The sequence below is a fragment of the Acinetobacter sp. UBA3106 genome, assembly GCA_002365595.1.
GTDB lineage: Bacteria > Pseudomonadota > Gammaproteobacteria > Pseudomonadales > Moraxellaceae > Acinetobacter.
Window position 1 is genome coordinate 80,649 of record DFAM01000002.1, and the last position, 17,003, is coordinate 97,651.

At 40.3% G+C, this 17,003-nt stretch carries 17 protein-coding genes, 1 tRNA gene and 1 pseudogene; 8 read left to right on the plus strand and 11 right to left on the minus strand.

Translation table 11 applies throughout. The annotated features are described in order from the left end of the window. Positions 1 to 243: 243 nt before the first annotated feature. Positions 244 to 924 (plus strand): hypothetical protein, encoded by a 681-nt coding sequence (locus B4C48_RS01140; protein WP_291352607.1) that lies wholly within the window; start codon positions 244 to 246, stop codon positions 922 to 924. A 12-nt stretch (positions 925 to 936) separates the two neighbouring features. Here B4C48_RS01140 and B4C48_RS01145 read toward each other — a convergent pair whose 3' ends face one another. Continuing rightward, entirely contained in the window at positions 937 to 1,566 is a 630-nt protein-coding gene (locus B4C48_RS01145; protein WP_291352609.1) for a CatB-related O-acetyltransferase, read from the minus strand. A gap of 112 nt (positions 1,567 to 1,678) precedes the next feature. Continuing rightward, the gene (locus B4C48_RS01150; protein ID WP_291352611.1) at positions 1,679 to 2,074 is read right to left on the minus strand and encodes a RidA family protein; all 396 of its coding nucleotides are present in this window, start codon (positions 2,072 to 2,074) and stop codon (positions 1,679 to 1,681) included. 138 nt (positions 2,075 to 2,212) lie between these two features. Between B4C48_RS01150 and B4C48_RS01155 the strand changes: the two genes are divergently transcribed. Continuing rightward, positions 2,213 to 2,806 carry a TetR/AcrR family transcriptional regulator gene (locus B4C48_RS01155; RefSeq protein ID WP_291352648.1) on the plus strand — a complete coding sequence of 198 codons (594 nt, stop codon included), beginning with the start codon at positions 2,213 to 2,215 and terminating at the stop codon, positions 2,804 to 2,806. Between the two features lie 75 nt (positions 2,807 to 2,881). Here the strand turns inward: B4C48_RS01155 and greA are convergent, their stop codons facing one another. The 3 genes from greA to carA form a co-directional block, all read right to left on the minus strand. Beyond that, positions 2,882 to 3,358: a transcription elongation factor GreA gene (greA, locus tag B4C48_RS01160; RefSeq protein ID WP_291352613.1), complete on the minus strand. Its 477-nt coding sequence runs from the start codon at positions 3,356 to 3,358 to the stop codon at positions 2,882 to 2,884. Between the two features lie 93 nt (positions 3,359 to 3,451). Continuing rightward, positions 3,452 to 6,682, minus strand: a complete 3,231-nt coding sequence (carB, locus tag B4C48_RS01165; protein ID WP_291352615.1) for a carbamoyl-phosphate synthase large subunit — start codon at positions 6,680 to 6,682, stop codon at positions 3,452 to 3,454. Positions 6,683 to 6,695: 13 nt separating this feature from the next. Beyond that, a complete protein-coding gene (gene carA, locus B4C48_RS01170) occupies positions 6,696 to 7,838 on the minus strand; it encodes a glutamine-hydrolyzing carbamoyl-phosphate synthase small subunit (RefSeq protein ID WP_291352617.1) in 1,143 nt (380 codons plus the stop codon). Between the two features lie 311 nt (positions 7,839 to 8,149). Here carA and B4C48_RS01175 point away from each other — a divergent pair, with 311 nt between their 5' ends. Then, a complete protein-coding gene (locus B4C48_RS01175; protein ID WP_291352619.1) occupies positions 8,150 to 8,623 on the plus strand; it encodes a hypothetical protein in 474 nt (157 codons plus the stop codon). 133 nt (positions 8,624 to 8,756) lie between these two features. Here B4C48_RS01175 and B4C48_RS01180 read toward each other — a convergent pair whose 3' ends face one another. Together B4C48_RS01180 and yhbY are read right to left on the minus strand one after the other, a co-directional pair. After that, positions 8,757 to 9,296, minus strand: a complete 540-nt coding sequence (locus B4C48_RS01180; protein ID WP_291352621.1) for a DOMON-like domain-containing protein — start codon at positions 9,294 to 9,296, stop codon at positions 8,757 to 8,759. Between the two features lie 9 nt (positions 9,297 to 9,305). Beyond that, positions 9,306 to 9,629, minus strand: coding sequence for a ribosome assembly RNA-binding protein YhbY (gene yhbY / locus B4C48_RS01185; protein WP_086199214.1), 324 nt, complete (start codon positions 9,627 to 9,629; stop codon positions 9,306 to 9,308). Between the two features lie 195 nt (positions 9,630 to 9,824). On the opposite strand from yhbY, the gene rlmE reads away from it, so the two are divergent. From rlmE to folP, 3 genes are all read left to right on the plus strand, one after another. After that, entirely contained in the window at positions 9,825 to 10,475 is a 651-nt protein-coding gene (rlmE, locus tag B4C48_RS01190) for a 23S rRNA (uridine(2552)-2'-O)-methyltransferase RlmE (RefSeq protein ID WP_086199213.1), read from the plus strand. 132 nt (positions 10,476 to 10,607) lie between these two features. Continuing rightward, positions 10,608 to 12,497 carry an ATP-dependent zinc metalloprotease FtsH gene (gene ftsH, locus B4C48_RS01195; protein WP_291352624.1) on the plus strand — a complete coding sequence of 630 codons (1,890 nt, stop codon included), beginning with the start codon at positions 10,608 to 10,610 and terminating at the stop codon, positions 12,495 to 12,497. Positions 12,498 to 12,629: 132 nt separating this feature from the next. Then, positions 12,630 to 13,487, plus strand: coding sequence for a dihydropteroate synthase (gene folP, locus B4C48_RS01200; RefSeq protein ID WP_291352650.1), 858 nt, complete (start codon positions 12,630 to 12,632; stop codon positions 13,485 to 13,487). A gap of 50 nt (positions 13,488 to 13,537) precedes the next feature. On the opposite strand, the gene B4C48_RS01205 is transcribed toward folP, so the two are convergent. Then, positions 13,538 to 14,092, minus strand: coding sequence for a hypothetical protein (locus B4C48_RS01205; RefSeq protein WP_291352626.1), 555 nt, complete (start codon positions 14,090 to 14,092; stop codon positions 13,538 to 13,540). 600 nt (positions 14,093 to 14,692) lie between these two features. On the opposite strand from B4C48_RS01205, the gene B4C48_RS01210 reads away from it, so the two are divergent. Continuing rightward, positions 14,693 to 15,007 carry a DUF5713 family protein gene (locus tag B4C48_RS01210; RefSeq protein ID WP_291352628.1) on the plus strand — a complete coding sequence of 105 codons (315 nt, stop codon included), beginning with the start codon at positions 14,693 to 14,695 and terminating at the stop codon, positions 15,005 to 15,007. Positions 15,008 to 15,035: 28 nt separating this feature from the next. Here B4C48_RS01210 and B4C48_RS01215 read toward each other — a convergent pair whose 3' ends face one another. The 3 genes from B4C48_RS01215 to B4C48_RS01225 all read right to left on the minus strand — a co-directional run bounded on the left by B4C48_RS01215 (position 15,036) and on the right by B4C48_RS01225 (position 16,489). Continuing rightward, positions 15,036 to 15,344 carry a hypothetical protein gene (locus B4C48_RS01215; protein WP_291352630.1) on the minus strand — a complete coding sequence of 103 codons (309 nt, stop codon included), beginning with the start codon at positions 15,342 to 15,344 and terminating at the stop codon, positions 15,036 to 15,038. Positions 15,345 to 15,533: 189 nt separating this feature from the next. Beyond that, positions 15,534 to 15,619 (minus strand) — tRNA-Leu (locus tag B4C48_RS01220). A gap of 138 nt (positions 15,620 to 15,757) precedes the next feature. Beyond that, the gene (locus B4C48_RS01225; RefSeq protein ID WP_291352632.1) at positions 15,758 to 16,489 is read right to left on the minus strand and encodes a hypothetical protein; all 732 of its coding nucleotides are present in this window, start codon (positions 16,487 to 16,489) and stop codon (positions 15,758 to 15,760) included. A gap of 356 nt (positions 16,490 to 16,845) precedes the next feature. Between B4C48_RS01225 and B4C48_RS01230 the strand changes: the two are divergent. Further along, positions 16,846 to 17,003 (plus strand): annotated as a pseudogene (locus B4C48_RS01230) (hypothetical protein); the annotation flags it as partial.

A 17,003-nucleotide genomic window follows, 5' to 3' on the forward strand; every position in this document is an offset into this window, starting at 1 on the left:
GCATGCATAGGAGTAGGATAAATGCAAGAATTGTATATACATCAACTGCCAATAAGGCGAATTGAAAATATACGTATGAGGGTAGTAGTTGATTAATTCGAATTCTCCTAAAAGTCACTTAAAGAGTAATCCCAAAAGTCAGCATAACAGCCAGTATTAAAAACTATTCATGTTCATACTTAAACTTAAGCAGTTAGTGCATTTATAAAGTCAATCTGCAAAATTAAATTAAAAGGATTAAAAATGATTGATGTTATTTTTGATAAAGATGAAATATATGAAAGCGTTAATCATTTTTTAGATAGGTCTCAGGTTTGTCGTAATTTTACAGGTGAACATACTAGAACAATATATCAATCAAAAGTTGATGACAATATTAATCTTCGAGAGGGATTAAATAGAGCAATAATGAATTTAGATCAAGTTAATCCTCCTTTGACCCATATTATGGGATATAAGGGGTTTGAACTGATTCTAGAACAAAATTTTAATGAAAGTTACCAAGAAAACTTGATTCTGTTTAAGAACAGTGAAGCCAATAATAAATATGAAAATTTTCAGCTTGAAATTGAATGTAATTTTGTAGATGAAAAATTATTAGGTGAAAGCTTATATACTTTCTTCTTTGCATTTTTATTGGATACTCAAGATAATTATAAGATTAAAGCATTTTCATTTCATGCATCATTAGATTGTGTTAGAGAATATGAGGATTTTCAGTGGATGTTGTGGCAGGAGGAGCCTGATTATTTGCCTAAAGATTTTATGAACTATGAAAAAGAGACATTTAATCAGATTTTATATATGTCCAAAGATTATTGGAATTCTATGTTGAATGCAGTATTAATCGCATTAGGGGTGGCACCATCAGAGATTAATTCTGAAATAGGTATATATAAAAAATCAGAAAGTTTTTATGCTTAGTTTTTGTTAAATCTATTGTGTTAAATTGGAAATATAATTTGCAATTTCAGTAACATCATCCGTCTGTAACTTTTCACGCATTTTTAAAAACTGCTTTTCGTCTATGTCATAGATTTTAAGAGAAAGCAGTTTTTCAATATCTTCGTGTGGAAAACGGTATTTAATAATTTTTGCAGGTACGCCACCCACAACCGCATAAGGTGGCACATCTTTGGTGACGACTGCGCCTGTTGCGACTACGGCACCTTCACCCAACTTTACGCCTTGCATAATCATGGCACGAGAGCCAATCCAGCAGCCATCGCCAATAACGGTATTGCCAGCAGGCACAAAGCTACGTGTATCAAACGGGAAGGCTGAAATCCAGTCAGTACGGTGCAATTGGTTGCCACCCATCATAATCACGCATTCAGCGCCGAAACAGACGAAATTACCGATATAGAGCTGATCAATTGGTTTCTCAGGCGTGGCAGGCTTATCATGTAAATAACGCACCACACAACGCTCAAAACCTTGATCCCAATAGGCTGAGTAGTAAGAATAATTCCCTTTGATATGAATGTTCGGATTCTTCACCGTTTTCGAGATGAACTCGAACTCACACCAGTGATTGACAGGAGAATTAATTAACTTTTCAGACATAAGGAAGCTATAACAGCAAGGAATGCGCCATTATACCGAATTGCGATTCAAGCTGAATCAACAATCTCAAATCGGCCAGTGAACCGGATGCCAAAGCATCTGCTGATCTGAGTTAAGCACTACGAGGAATACGGGCAATCACTTTAATTTCAAAATCAAAACCAGCCAGCCAGGTCACGCCAATGGCCGTCCAGTTAGGATAAGGCTTTTCTGTAAATACCTGACTTTTCACTTTCATGATGCTTTCGAACTGCCGTTCTGGATCGGTGTGAAAGGTGGTGACATCGACAATATCATCGAAGCTGCAACCCGCAGCTGTTAATGTTGCAGCCAAGTTTTCAAAAGCTCGCTCTACCTGTTTCTCGAAATCAGGTTCAGGCGAGCCATCTTCACGGCTACCGACCTGACCCGATACAAACAGTAAATCTTCCGATTTGATTGCAGCAGAGTAACCATGTTGTTCATATAGGGCATGGCGGTCTTGGGGGAATATTGCAGTTCTGGTCATGTCTAATCTCTTTCAATATCTGATTTAAAAGTTGAATTAAAAACAGCTTAACTTTCACATACGTCTCGTATGTAAATATAATTGACATACGGTACGTATGTCAATTAAAATTTTTGCGATGATTAGGTGATGAAATCAATGTCTGTTCGTGAACAAAAGATGGCGGAAACCCGCAAGAAACTGATAGAAGTGGCACGTCGTGCGTTTGCTGAATATGGCTATGCAGACACTTCGATGGATAAGCTTACGGCAGAAGCAGGGCTGACCCGTGGAGCGCTGTATCACCATTTTGGGGATAAAAAGGGCTTATTTGCTGCAGTAGTCGACCAGATCGATTCGGAAATGGCTTCATCTGCCCAGCAGCAGCTTGATCAGCCAGATGATCTTTGGGAAGGATTGATGCTTGAAGGGCAAACCTATATTGAAAATGCCTTAAATCCGGAATTTCAGCGCATTGTGCTGCGTGATGGACCTGCCGTGCTGGCTGATCCTGCACATTGGCCAAGCCAAAATAAATGTTTGCAGTCTACCCGTGACTGTGTGGAACAATTATTAGCATTAGACCGAATCAAAGCTGTAGATCCTGAAGCAGCTGCGGTATTTTTAAATGGTGCCGCCATGAATGCAGCACTCTGGGTCGCCTCTAGTCAGCATCCTGAAAAAGTTCTTCCACAGGCTTTGCATGCATTTAATTTATTTGCATCGGGATTTTTAAAAGAAACACGGGGATAATCTGTGGCTATCAGTAGGCTGAATATAAAAAACCCCTCATTCGAGGGGTTCCTTAAAGTCGAAAATATCTAAAAATTAGATGTATTCAACTTTAGCAATTTCATATTCAACTTCACCGTTTGGTGTATTGATTTTCACTTCATCGCCTTCATTTTTGCCCAAAAGACCGCGTGCGATCGGAGAGTTCACAGAGATCTTGTTGATCTTAAAGTCTGCTTCGTCATCACCTACGATTTTATAGGTCTTTTGCTCTTCAGTATCCAGGTTTTCAATGGTCACTGTCACACCAAAAACCACACGGCCATTTTGCTCTAATTCTTTGACATCAATCACCTGGCAAGCGCCCAGTTTACCTTCGATATCCTGAATACGACCTTCACAGAAACCCTGCTGCTCACGCGCTGCGTGATACTCTGCATTTTCTTTCAAGTCCCCATGTTCACGCGCTTCTGCAATTGCGGCAGTAATACGTGGACGGTCAATACTTTTTAGTTGATGTAATTCTTTCTCTAAGGCAATTTTGCCTTCAGGAGTCATAGGATAACGTTGCATTGTTGTCCCTCTAAGTTGATTTTAAAAAAAATACAGGGTTAGAAATAAAAAAAGCCCGCCACCGATAGGTGACGGGACTTATCGGTAACTTAATTAACCTTTAGTAAGGTCTTGCAAACGATATACATCCATTGGCAATTTAATTGCTAAAGCTTGGCATACTGCATCCGCACCATTCAATGTAGTTGTGTTATACACTTTACCTTGAAGGGCTGAACGACGGATCGAGAATGAATCTTCTTGTGCCTTTTTACCTTCAGTCGTGTTAATCACAAGGTGAATTTCGCCGTTTTTAATACGGTCCACGATGTTTGGACGACCTTCAGTTACTTTATTGACACGTTCACATTCAAGACCAGCCTCGCTAATCATCTTAAATGTACCATCAGTTGCAAGAATCTTGAAGCCTAGATCAATCAATTGTTTCGCGATACCCGCCGCACGTGGTTTATCAGAATCACGTACAGAGATAAATGCGTGTTTGATTTCACCTTCAGTTGGAAGACCCGGTAAACGTTCGTTCGCACCTAGAACAGCTTTATAGAATGCTTCACCGAATGTTTTACCAACACCCATGACTTCACCAGTCGATTTCATCTCAGGGCCAAGGATCGGGTCAACACCAGGGAACTTGTTGAAAGGGAACACAGCTTCTTTGACAGAGAAGTGTTGAGGGATAATCTCGGTCGTGAAGCCTTGCGACTCAAGAGATTGACCCGCCATACAACGGGCAGCAACTTTTGCTAAAGATTCACCGATACACTTAGAAACGAACGGTACAGTACGTGATGCACGTGGGTTCACTTCCAGGATGTAAACGTCTTCGCCTTTAACCGCAAACTGAACGTTCATGAGACCAATCACGCCAAGTTCTTTTGCCATCGCAATTGTTTGACGACGCATTTCGTCCTGAATCTCTTTAGATAGAGAGTAAGGAGGAATTGAACATGCTGAGTCACCTGAGTGAATACCTGCTTGTTCAATATGCTGCATGATACCGCCAATCACCACGTCTTTACCGTCAGATACGCAGTCTACGTCAACTTCGATTGCATCATCCAGGAAGCGGTCAAGAAGAACAGGCGCTTCGTTTGATGCTTGAACCGCATCACGTAAGTAGCGTTTTAATTCTTCGTCGTTGTACACGATTTCCATTGCACGACCACCAAGCACGTAAGAAGGACGTACAACAAGCGGATAGCCAACTTTAGCCGCTTCCGCCATACCTTCTTCAGCAGATTTTACGATGCTGTTGTTTGGCTGACGAAGTTGTAGACGTTGAATCATTTGCTGGAAACGTTCACGGTCTTCTGCACGGTCAATTGCATCAGGTGATGTACCGATAATTGGTGCACCGGCTTCTTCTAAAGCGCGAGCCAATTTTAAAGGTGTTTGACCACCGTACTGAACGATAATGCCTTTAGGCTTCTCGATACGCACGATTTCGAGTACATCTTCAAGTGTAATTGGTTCGAAGTACAAACGGTCAGATGTATCGTAATCCGTAGAAACTGTTTCAGGGTTACAGTTCACCATGATGGTTTCATAGCCGTCTTCACGCATTGCAAGGGCAGCGTGTACACAGCAGTAATCGAACTCGATCCCTTGACCGATACGGTTAGGACCGCCACCAATCACCATGATCTTGTCACGGGTTGAAGGGTTTGCTTCACATTCTTCATCGTAAGTTGAGTACATGTAGGCTGTATCAGATTCGAATTCTGCAGCGCATGTATCGACACGTTTGTAAACTGGAGTTACGCCCAAGTTCCAACGGTGTTTACGGAATTGCTTTTGTGAAATGCCCATCAAGTCTGCAATACGAAGATCTGATAAACCTTTACGTTTGAATGAACGGATGTTGTCGGCATTTAAATCACCAAAACCTAAAGTTTTGATCTGGTTTTCAGTTTTGATGATGTCTTCGATCTGGATCAAGAACCAACGGTCGATATTGGTTGCAGCGAACACTTCGTCTAAAGTAAAACCGTGACGGAATGCATCGCCTACGTACCAAATACGCTCAGGACCTGGAACTTTAAGCTCTTGTAAGATCTTCTCACGAGCACCTTCAGCGCCAACTTCAATTTTTTCGTCAAAACCAGAAGCGCCAACTTCAAGACCACGAAGGGCTTTTTGTACAGATTCCTGGAAGTTACGGCCAATCGCCATCACTTCACCTACAGATTTCATCTGTGTGGTTAAAGTCGCATCAGCTTGCGGGAATTTCTCGAAGTTAAAACGAGGAATCTTGGTAACAACGTAGTCAATTGCAGGTTCAAACGATGCAGGAGTTGTACCGCCAGTGATGTCGTTTTTCAACTCATCAAGGGTATAACCTACAGCCAATTTCGCAGCAATTTTTGCAATCGGGAAACCGGTTGCTTTAGATGCCAATGCAGATGAGCGAGAAACACGTGGGTTCATCTCGATCACGACCATACGGCCGTCTTTCGGGTTAATACCGAACTGAACGTTTGAACCACCCGTTTCTACGCCAATTTCACGTAGTACCGCTAAAGAAGCGTTACGTAGTAACTGGAATTCTTTATCCGTCAATGTTTGCGCAGGAGCAACAGTGATTGAGTCACCTGTATGTACGCCCATTGGGTCAAAGTTTTCAATGGTACATACAATGATACAGTTGTCGTTTTTGTCACGAACAACTTCCATTTCGTACTCTTTCCAACCAATTAAAGATTCATCGATCAATAATTGTTTGGTTGGAGAAAGATCGAAACCGCGTTCACAAATTTCAATGAATTCCTCGCGGTTGTATGCGATACCGCCGCCTGAACCACCCATGGTGAATGATGGACGGATAATCACAGGGAAGCCGAAACGTGCTTGAATTTCTAACGCTTGTTCCATGGACTCAGCAATGTCAGCTTTTGGACATTCAAGACCAATTTTACGCATTGCCTGGTCGAAGAGTTTACGGTCTTCAGCTTTTTCGATTGCTTCTTTGGTCGCACCGATTAATTCAACATTGAATTTTTCTAAAATGCCGTGCTCATCAAGGGCAAGGGCACAGTTCAATGCAGTTTGACCACCCATTGTCGGAAGAACTGCGTCTGGGCGTTCTTTCTCAATGATTGCAGCTACAGTTTGCCAAGTGATTGGCTCGATGTAAGTTGCGTCTGCCATCGCAGGGTCAGTCATAATGGTCGCTGGGTTAGAGTTCACCAAAATAACACGGTAGCCTTCTTCACGAAGCGCTTTACATGCTTGAGCACCTGAGTAGTCAAACTCACATGCTTGACCGATGACGATCGGACCAGCACCAATGATCAAGATGCTTTTAATGTCAGTACGTTTAGCCATGATGCTTCCTTAATTACTTCTTAGATGCTTCGATAAGTTCGATGAAATGATCGAACAGTGGTGCGCAGTCATGTGGACCAGGGCTTGCTTCAGGGTGACCCTGGAAGCTGAACGCAGGTTTGTCTGTACGATGAATACCTTGGTTGGTGCCATCAAACAGTGAGCGATGCGTTACACGCAACACATCAGGCAGTTTGCTTTCATCGACTGCGAAGCCATGGTTTTGAGAAGTAATCATCACTGTACCATTGTCAAGATTTTGTACAGGATGGTTGGCACCGTGGTGACCGTGAGGCATTTTCACAGTCTTAGCACCGCTTGCAAGCGCAAGAATTTGGTGACCCAGGCAAATACCGAATAAAGGTATATTGCGAGCGTCTTCTACAATAGTTTTTACAGCTTCAATTGCATAGTCACATGCAGCTGGATCGCCAGGACCGTTCGATAAGAACACGCCATCTGGATTCAACGCAAGAACGTCAGCAGCAGGAGTTTGCGCAGGCACAACAGTCAATTTACAACCGCGGTCTGCGAGCATACGTAAGATGTTGGTTTTGACACCGTAATCGTATGCAACAACGTGGAATTTAAGTTCTGGTTGAGAGAAGCCTTGGCCTAGAGTCCATGAACCTTCAGTCCATTCAAAACCTTCAGGATCGCAGCATTCTTTTGCAAGGTCTAAACCATTTAAACCGCCGAATGCGCGTGCTTTAGCTAAAGCTTCTTCTTCAGTGATGTTTTCGCCTGCAAGGATACAACCGTTTTGTGCACCTTTTGATCGCAGAATACGCGTTAATTTACGTGTATCGATGTCTGCGATAGCTACAACATTGTGTTGGTTAAGATAATCACTTAGTGATTGTTCAGCACGGAAGTTGCTATGCAATAAAGGCAGATCACGAATGATCAATCCGTTAGCCCATACTTTATGAATTCGACCTGACTCAGCGTCTTCATCATTACAACCTGTATTACCAATATGTGGATAAGTTAGGGTGACAAGTTGTTGTGCATAACTCGGGTCAGTCAAAATTTCTTGATAGCCAGTCATGGCAGTGTTGAAAACGACTTCACCAGTCGTACTACCCGATGCGCCAATTGAAGTACCTTTAAAAATAGTACCATCGGCAAGGGCTAAAATTGCTGGGGTGCTCAAACCAAAGCTCCTGAAATTTAGGCTGTAAAAAAGCGAGAAGACGAAAAAAAAGGAAGGCTATTATAAAACCTACCCTCCCTATGTCTGCTCGCTTGAACTTAACACGGCATTATACGCAGAAAGGCCCTCGAAGTCCAACGGCTTTAAAGCAAAACTGTAAGATAAATACCTTGCTTTTTGACGGAAAGTCTGTTTGTGCAGCTGTGTATATAAAATGTAAGCAAATTAGAATTGTCTAACAAATCAAAACTTAAATTTTATCAAAACGGAATACGCTAGGGTTTTCATGCAATAACTATAGGAAAAAGATCATGACAATAGAACAAAAGCCAGTAAAAGCAAAAACCGCTTTAAAAGAGGTGGTCGCAGAAGGTGTAGATAAGTTGCAGCACGCATCTAAAGATGCACAGCAAAAAGTGACAGAAGCAGTAACAGAGTCAACTGAAAATGTAAAAGTTGAAGCGAAGGAGGTACAAGCAAATGTTCAAGAGCAAATTCAAAGTTTAAAAGAAGACCTTTTTCAGCGTATTGAAACCATTAAAAAACAACTCAACTTTTCCCAAAAAGATTTAACTGAATTAAAGGAATTCATTAAATCGGAATTCAATGCAGTAATTGAAGATTTATCGAAACTTGGCAAAGAGTTGAAAGACGATGTCAGCCAAATTTCAGTTAAACATAAAGATCATTTGGCTGAAACTTTAAAACGCTCTAAAGAACATACTTTAGATGTGTGGAAAAAAGTGTCAGTGAAGTCAGATAATGAACCTACTTTAAAAAGCTGATCTATAGGTAGAGTAGTCTATCTATAGGGTGTCGAGGAAGGACGCTATGTTGATTTTCCTCAGGTACACATTGAAGCAATAAAAAAGTGAGGTACTTTGCCTCACTTTTTTATTGCTTGAACTTTGCTATATCTTAAAACTGATGTAGCCAATCACGTTTGTTATGAAAGTCTGCATTTGGACTGCTGTGTTGCATCGCATAGTATTGTTCACCTTGCGAAGTTTTAAGTACTGCAGTTAAGCCCAGGAATAAATCCGACCATTGCAATTTGTGCTTTAACATAAACTCGCTCAAATCTAGGCTCACATTTAAACCATAATGTGTGCGTTTGAGCTGATTAAGTTCAATATCATAAGCTGTTTGCGGCGGCATATCTTCTGGATAGCGATATTCTTCAAACTGATATACTTGCCACGCCTGGGAAGGAGAGAGGTTAATTTCACGATAGAAATCCTCTCCTTGTACACCTAAAAAAATTTCAAAACAGGTATGTTCCCACAAGAAATCTTGACGAGGGTGCTCTTGAACCATTTCAGGCCATTGCATGAGCTGATTGGGATCGCGTAACCAAAAGCCAATATTCAAATTATATGGACTTTGCTGTTCAACCGCAGCAACCAGGGAGATTGATTGAAAGCGGCGATCAAAAGCGCTGAGTTCGTAACTGGCCATGAAATCTACTTAGTTAGACAAATGCGCGTGACGAACCAAGTTGGATAATTTGGCATTCTGTTTTGCTGCTTTTTTATAAATCAGCGCAATTTTACCAATTTTTTGAACAACTTCAGCGCCAGTTTGAGCTGAAAGGTCTTCGATTAAAGATGCGCGTTCTTCACGATCTTCCGCTACGATTTTCACTTTAATCAGTTCGTGATCGTTTAAAGCACGGTTTAATTCTTCGACTACAGCTTCAGTCAAACCTTTATCGCCCAGCATCACCACCGGGTTTAATGCATGTCCGATTTGACGTAAACGTTTACGTTCCTGAATAGATAAAGCCGCCATAAAGATAACCTAATTTTAAAAACGGCTTAGTATAACAAATGCCAAGTTTAAACGCTTTATATTCTGTTGAAATAATCGATTTCACTTATTGAAAAAAACCTGGCAAAGATCAGATTTAGATACAGATGTATACTGCAAGGCCTATATTTTTCACGTACAATCATATATTAGAAGTTTTTTATTATTTAGAGAGTTATGGCGACCCGCATTACCAACCAGAAGTTGTCAAAAAGTAGTCGAGAGTGGATGCGCGAGCATTTGGATGATCCTTTTGTGAAAAAAGCCCAAAAGGAAGGTTATCGTGCACGTGCTGCTTATAAGCTTCTTGAAATTCAAGAAAAATACAAAATTATTAAACCGGGTATGACGGTGGTTGACCTTGGTGCTGCACCAGGGAGCTGGTCGCAAATTGCCGGTAAATTAGTTGGTGATAAAGGCTTGTTGATTGCCTCCGATATTTTACCAATGGATGCATTGCCCGATGTGACCTTCTTGCAAGGCGACTTCCGTGAGGAAGAAGTTTTTGAAAAATTGTTAAATATTTTAAATGGACGGACTGTAGACGTTGTAATTTCGGATATGGCCCCCAATACATCAGGTAATAAGGCTGTAGATCAACCTCGCCAAATCTACTTGTGTGAACTGGCTCTGGATTTTGCCAACAAGGTTTTAGGACCTAAAGGCCAATTTGTAGTCAAGGTTTTCCAAGGCACTGGATTTGACGAATTCCGTAAACAAGTTGTAGATAGCTTTGATGTATTGAAGACAGCAAAACCTGCTGCTTCACGTGCCCGTTCTAAAGAAGTATTTTTAATTGGGCAAGGTCGTAAGAAGGCTTCTAGATAAAGTTTACTTGCCAAGACGTTAAAAATTGTGCATTTTGTACATTTTTAAAATATTGCAAAGCTGATCTTCAGCTTAAATTAAGGTCACCCATTTATGGGCATGATCAAATTAGATTGATATGGGAATAAAGCTTTGAGCGATCTCTTCAAGAATGCCGTATTGTGGCTGGTTATACTGGGTGTGCTGATTCTGATTTTCAGTAACATCAGTGACCGCAATCAACCGACTGCAATGAATTATTCAGAGTTTGTTTCAGCGGTGAATGCTGGTCAAATTAAGCAAGTTACCATTGATGGTGAAAGAATTCGTGGTGAAAAAACAAACGGTTCAGAGTTTGAAAGTATTCGTCCTGCGGTTCAAGACCCAGAACTTATGCCAAGCCTCATTAAACATAATGTTGTTGTAGAAGGGACTGCACCACAACGTCAAGGTTTGTTGATGCAACTCCTTATCGCAAGCTTCCCTGTACTTTTGATCATTTTGTTATTCATGTTCTTTATGCGCAACATGGGTGGTGGAGCAGGTGGTAAAAGCGGTCCCATGAGTTTCGGTAAATCAAAAGCCAAAATGCTTTCTGAAGACCAAATTAAAGTCACTTTTACCGATGTTGCTGGCTGTGATGAAGCAAAGCAAGAAGTGGTTGAAATCGTTGACTTCTTAAAAGATCCTTCAAAATTCAAACGTCTGGGTGCAAGTATTCCTAAGGGCGTATTGATGGTGGGTCCTCCAGGTACCGGTAAAACCTTGCTTGCTAAAGCAATTGCGGGTGAAGCAAAAGTTCCGTTCTTCAGTATTTCCGGTTCTGACTTTGTTGAAATGTTCGTGGGTGTAGGTGCATCACGTGTACGTGACATGTTCGAACAGGCGAAACGTCATGCGCCTTGTATCATCTTTATTGATGAGATTGATGCGGTCGGTCGTCACCGTGGTTCAGGTACCGGTGGTGGTCACGATGAACGTGAACAGACACTGAACCAGATGCTGGTAGAAATGGATGGTTTTGAAGGTAATGAAGGAATTATCGTCATTGCTGCAACCAACCGTGCAGATGTACTGGATAAAGCCTTGCTACGTCCAGGCCGTTTTGACCGTCAGGTGATGGTGGGTCTGCCTGACATTAAAGGTCGTGAACAGATTCTGAACGTACATTTGAAAAAATTGCCTTCACATACCGGTGTAGACGTCAAAATTCTTGCTCGTGGTACTCCAGGTTTCTCTGGTGCGCAATTGGCAAACCTTGTTAACGAAGCGGCATTGTTTGCGGCACGTCGTAACAAGAATACGGTCGACATGCATGACTTTGAAGATGCAAAAGATAAAATCTATATGGGTCCTGAACGTAAATCGATGGTGATTCGTGAAGAAGAACGTCGCGCTACGGCTTACCATGAAGCTGGTCATGCCATTGTTGCTGAAATCTTGCCGGGTACTGACCCTGTGCATAAAGTAACGATCATGCCGCGTGGTTGGGCATTGGGTGTGACATGGCAGTTGCCTGAACATGATCAGACCAGCCATTACAAAGATAAGATGCTCAATGAAATTTCGATTTTATTTGGTGGTCGTATTGCAGAAGAAGTCTTCATTAACCAAATGTCGACCGGTGCTTCAAATGACTTTGAACGTGCGACCAAAATGGCACGTGCAATGGTGACCAAGTACGGTATGTCTGACAAAATGGGCGTAATGGTTTATGAAGATGAAAACCAAAATGGCTTCTTTGGAAATGTAGGCAGTCGTACCATTTCTGAAGCAACCCAACAGCAAGTAGATGCTGAAGTTCGTCGTATTTTGGATGAACAGTATAAGGTTGCTCGCAATATCTTGGAAAATAACAAAGATATCGCACATGCAATGGTGAAAGCGTTGATGGAATGGGAAACGATTGATCGTGAGCAAATTCGTGACATTATGGAAGGCCGTGAACCACAGCCACCTAAAGTATATGTTGCTGAAAATCCTGTGATTGATGTAACCCCGACAGATGGTCCGGCAACACCTCCGCCATTACCGGCGAGCTAAGTTGGATGGTTAGAAAAAAGAGTCTCAAATGAGGCTCTTTTTTTATGCATAAAGTGGCTGTAACTGAAAAGAATTTAGGCCGTAAAATCAGAGAATTGTTAGAATAAAGGAATTGCTTGAAGGAGAAACATGATGCAATTGATGCCATTACCTAATCGAATGCTGACATGTGGTCAAATGAAATTGGAATTGTCTAAACCACATGTAATGGGAATTTTGAATGTCACTCCTGACTCTTTTAGTGATGGTGGAAAACATAATGCGAAAGATCAAGCCATTGCCTATGCCTTGCAGATGATCGCGGATGGGGCGAGCGTAATTGATGTAGGTGGTGAATCCACTCGTCCCGGTGCTTCGGTAGTAGAAGTGGATGAAGAAATCCGTCGGGTGGTGCCTGTGGTTGAAGAATTGGCTAAGCATGATGTCATTATTTCAATAGATACCTCACAGCCAGAAGTGATTAAAGCGGCCGTACAGGCAGGGGCGCATATCTGGAATGATGTGCGTGCATTGACCCGCCCGCATGCTTTGGCCACAGCAGCTGAACTCAATATTCCTGTGATTATTATGCATATGCGTGGTGAACCCACCACCATGAATAATTTGGCTCAGTATGACGATGTAACGTCAGAGGTCATTGCTGAACTTCAGCAGCGTATCACTGATTCTTTAAATGCTGGCATTCAACCTGAAAATATCATGATTGATCCGGGCTTTGGTTTTGCTAAAAATGCGCAGCAGAATTTAAAACTGTTAAATGAATTTTATAAATTAAATGATATGGGGTATCCGATTCTTTCCGCTTTATCACGCAAGCGTTTTATTGGTGAAGCCTTAGGAGGAGCAGATGCTGGGCAGCGTGCAGTTGGCTCGGTGGCGGCACATCTGATGAGTATTCAGCAGGGTGCATGTATGGTGCGAGCACATGATGTCAAAGCCATGTCAGATGCAATTAAAGTTTGGAATGCAATGCAAAATCAAGGGTTATAAAGAAGAAAAAAGCCCAATCAGGTATCGGGCTTTTTTGCTTTTAGATGTAATTATTTTGCTTTATGCTCAAGCGAAGAATGATGCACCACTATTCGTAATTTACCTGCATTATCTTTTACAAATTTCCAGCTTTTATCAACTGTGGTCACTTCACCATTTCTATTGGTGAAGTGGACTTTGCCTACCATGCTTGCACTGTCACCGGTTATATTTATGGCTGCATTATCGACTTCGCATTTTTGCCAGCCGCCAAGGGCAAAGCCTTTGTCATCCGGAAAATTGGGATCTCCTCCTACGAAATAAGACAAAGCGCCTTCTTTTGTGGTTCTGAATGTTTGTGGATTTGTAGTTAATGTGGGTTTAAATAAAACCGGACCATCCTGATAAAAATATACTTCATCAATCACCTTGCTTGCCAGATCATTGGCTGCCTGTTTTCCGCTTTTATCGTAAGTTGAACTGATATCAAGTAATGCTTTACACCAGGCTTGTTGTGCTGCTATGACTTCGGGTTCAGAAATCATATTTTTTTGACGATCTGTGGTAGGGGTTGTAGAGCAGGCGGTGAATATTATTGCAAGAAATGTAACTAAAATAGCTTTCATAACATTTCCCTATAAAATTAGGTTTTTAATTTATAAGATAAAATTTATTTAAATCCTAGTCAGGCTATCCAATGAATCGAAAACACAACCAAATCTTTACATGAAATAAAAGCTTAATTAAATCATATGATTATTTTTAAGCTAAATGCGCATTCCAAGTATAAGTTTTTAGCCGGGCAGTATAATAGAAATTAAGTTTTGAGGTGAAATAGTCTATTGCTGCTTAGATAAAGTAGTTTCATATCTTAAAGAAGCTGTGTTGGATAACTATTTTAAAAGCTCGTTGTTGCTGGAAAATAGCAAATTTAAGATAGAAGACTAATGACATTCAATTATAAAAATTATTAATTGCTTGTGAATTAGTTACATTCGTTATCTTAAGGTGAATAGTAAGTATTTCTTCTTTACGAGTAGATGAGTAAAGGCGATGAATAATACAATTAAAGTCTAAACCTCAATAGATGAGGTGTAATCAATCTAAAAAATCTGAGTCAGAAAAATTAAGCATAAAATCTCATCCTTTTTTATTGTGAAGTTTGGTAATTACGTGGCTTTGTGTTATATAGGCTGGCTTTAATGCATGTCTTTTTTGAGTGTTATATGTTTGAAGATTTACTTCTCCCGATGTTTGATGATGAATATTATCCCGATATTCTGGTGGCTGAAGTTAAGCAGGCTGTTAAACAGTTTGCAAGGAAGGTAGCAAAGCCTGATGTATCTGAAGTAGATATTTATCATTTTGCTGCTGAAACTGTAGTTTTGATTAATAAGATGAAACCTCAGTTTGAAGATCTTGATTCGTCATTGGATGACACCGCCGCCGATTATATTGCTGAAGCCATGATGATGGTGGTGCAAGAAAATGGGTATATGGATATTGAGATCGAAGAACTGGTATCGAATAGAGAGTGGTAAGTCACTCTCTATTTGTAAGTATGTCTATTTAAAGTTTAGCCGGATGAGACAATAGATCGCTTAGATGGCAACTTGCCTGAATATGAATTTCTGCTATCTCATCTACAATCAAATGAAATTTCTCATTTTCAGTATAGGCTTTTGCTCTGAGATTGAGCCAAAAGTACGGGTCTTGCCGCAGCAAGCTTCTAATCTGTTTTTCATCTTCAGGATGATTAAAATGTAGGGGATAGGGATATTTTCCCAAACTGCAGTGATTTAAAACAAGTTGTCCCTGATTTTCGTAAATGGTTCCAGAAAATAAATCATAAACTTTTGGAGTTTGCAGTTTTTCCATTATGTCTGCTGCGTAAGTTGAACTTGCGATCATTAATATAAACAGGCTGACATACCGCAGAAAATACATTTTTATTTGCTTCATTTTTATTATTTCTTTTTATAGATTTGATTTTATAGTAATAATTCAGGCATAAAAAAACCAGCGTATCGCTGGATCTTTTATTGCACCATTTTAAAAGTCTTAAAATGGTGCCCGAGGCCAGACTCGAACTGGCACGCTTTGTGGGCGGGGGATTTTAAATCCCCTGTGTCTACCGATTTCACCACTCGGGCATGTGCGCAATAATAGTGGACGAAATAAAACTTGGCAAGTAGCTTTGCGTGTATTTGCTTTGTTTTCAATCAATTCATGTGTTTAACGCTATAAAATAGTACTTTAACTAAACTTTTGCCGTTAAAAATTGATGAACTCTACATCAAGCTATCCAGATAAGTTTCGACATCTATATGCTTATGTGTTTTACACAGTTCATTTTCATAACGAATCAGCTGTATATGTAAATCGATAAACTGTTTTTCTTGTTGCCGTAGCGCGTGAAGTGCTGGGGAGTTTTTGCTCAAAAATAGGCTTTTTAACTGAATCTTTATTACTTGCTTATAAGCCCAAAAACAAATGCGACGGGTCTCTTGCAGATAATAATATTGCTCGTTTTGAGTCGCTTCACGGAACATATTTTCCTTATAAAAACGAACAAAACCAAAACTCATGGCAAAGAAAAATAAAATAATTTGCAAAACTGTACTTTCAATATAGGCAATGTTCAGCGTTTGAAGCACAATCAGTACGGCCAGTTTAACTGGAGTATGGCGAAGTTGCTGATATAAAGACGTAGAGCTATGTTTGATCTGTTTAATGACCACGGGGGTATACAGCATAAACAGCAACATAATGGCTAGAACCGCAATGCCTTGTGCACGAAAAGCATTCAACTGCGGCAACTGCATGGCAATGAAATGACTTAAGCTCATCGAAAGCGAGATAAAAATCATCGCGGCTAAAATCCAAGGAATTAGCTCTTTTAGTTCATCTAAAATTCCTTTGGTTTTGAGCATACTGTAAAACAAATAATTTCTTTTAAACGCTGCCGGGTATTGTTCCCGCAATTGTTTTAAAAAAAGTGCAGTTTGTTTATTACTGAGCATAAGAATTAAAGACACATAAAAAGTAGAGTTAATATAAAGGATTTGACATTATTTAACAGAAAAAATTCTATAATTTACAACGATCTTTATTTAAGCAATAATTTCTATTGAGTTGTTTAAATTGAACTAATTTCTTAAGCAATCTTGGAATATTAAATTTTATCTTAATTTATTTCGCATAAATCTATCGTTTTAAGTATATGCTTAACGAGTGCGAAATATTGTGCTTACCTACCATAATTTGAGCTCAGGTTTAAGACCAATTAAATAACCGAATCGAGCGCTTAATTTTATTCCTGTATTCAATCAGGAATTATGCGAAAATAGCACTTTCCTATTTTGTCCAAGGACAGTTCATGACTGATCAATCTCCTGAATCTTTAAGCGATATCGAAATTTTAGACATTTTACAGTCCATGAAAAGCGATGTGCTAGATACTGAAGCGAAAGAGATTATCCGTAATGGCGGTAAAGCTGGTCGTCAAGAAGCACATAAAGAAGCATTAGTGGCTTT

Excerpts from the sequence above, each read along its gene's own strand:
- B4C48_RS01140 (WP_291352607.1), top strand. The coding sequence starts at position 244 with ATGATTGATGTTATTTTTGATAAAGATGAAATATATGAAAGCGTTAAT.
- B4C48_RS01145 (WP_291352609.1), bottom strand. The coding sequence starts at position 1,566 with ATGTCTGAAAAGTTAATTAATTCTCCTGTCAATCACTGGTGTGAGTTC.
- B4C48_RS01150 (WP_291352611.1), bottom strand. The coding sequence starts at position 2,074 with ATGACCAGAACTGCAATATTCCCCCAAGACCGCCATGCCCTATATGAA.
- B4C48_RS01155 (WP_291352648.1), top strand. The coding sequence starts at position 2,213 with ATGTCTGTTCGTGAACAAAAGATGGCGGAAACCCGCAAGAAACTGATA.
- greA (WP_291352613.1), bottom strand. The coding sequence starts at position 3,358 with ATGCAACGTTATCCTATGACTCCTGAAGGCAAAATTGCCTTAGAGAAA.
- carB (WP_291352615.1), bottom strand. The coding sequence starts at position 6,682 with ATGGCTAAACGTACTGACATTAAAAGCATCTTGATCATTGGTGCTGGT.
- B4C48_RS01175 (WP_291352619.1), top strand. The coding sequence starts at position 8,150 with ATGACAATAGAACAAAAGCCAGTAAAAGCAAAAACCGCTTTAAAAGAG.
- B4C48_RS01180 (WP_291352621.1), bottom strand. The coding sequence starts at position 9,296 with ATGGCCAGTTACGAACTCAGCGCTTTTGATCGCCGCTTTCAATCAATC.
- yhbY (WP_086199214.1), bottom strand. The coding sequence starts at position 9,629 with ATGGCGGCTTTATCTATTCAGGAACGTAAACGTTTACGTCAAATCGGA.
- rlmE (WP_086199213.1), top strand. The coding sequence starts at position 9,825 with ATGGCGACCCGCATTACCAACCAGAAGTTGTCAAAAAGTAGTCGAGAG.
- folP (WP_291352650.1), top strand. The coding sequence starts at position 12,630 with ATGCAATTGATGCCATTACCTAATCGAATGCTGACATGTGGTCAAATG.
- B4C48_RS01205 (WP_291352626.1), bottom strand. The coding sequence starts at position 14,092 with ATGAAAGCTATTTTAGTTACATTTCTTGCAATAATATTCACCGCCTGC.
- B4C48_RS01210 (WP_291352628.1), top strand. The coding sequence starts at position 14,693 with ATGTTTGAAGATTTACTTCTCCCGATGTTTGATGATGAATATTATCCC.
- B4C48_RS01215 (WP_291352630.1), bottom strand. The coding sequence starts at position 15,344 with ATGGAAAAACTGCAAACTCCAAAAGTTTATGATTTATTTTCTGGAACC.
- B4C48_RS01225 (WP_291352632.1), bottom strand. The coding sequence starts at position 16,489 with ATGCTCAGTAATAAACAAACTGCACTTTTTTTAAAACAATTGCGGGAA.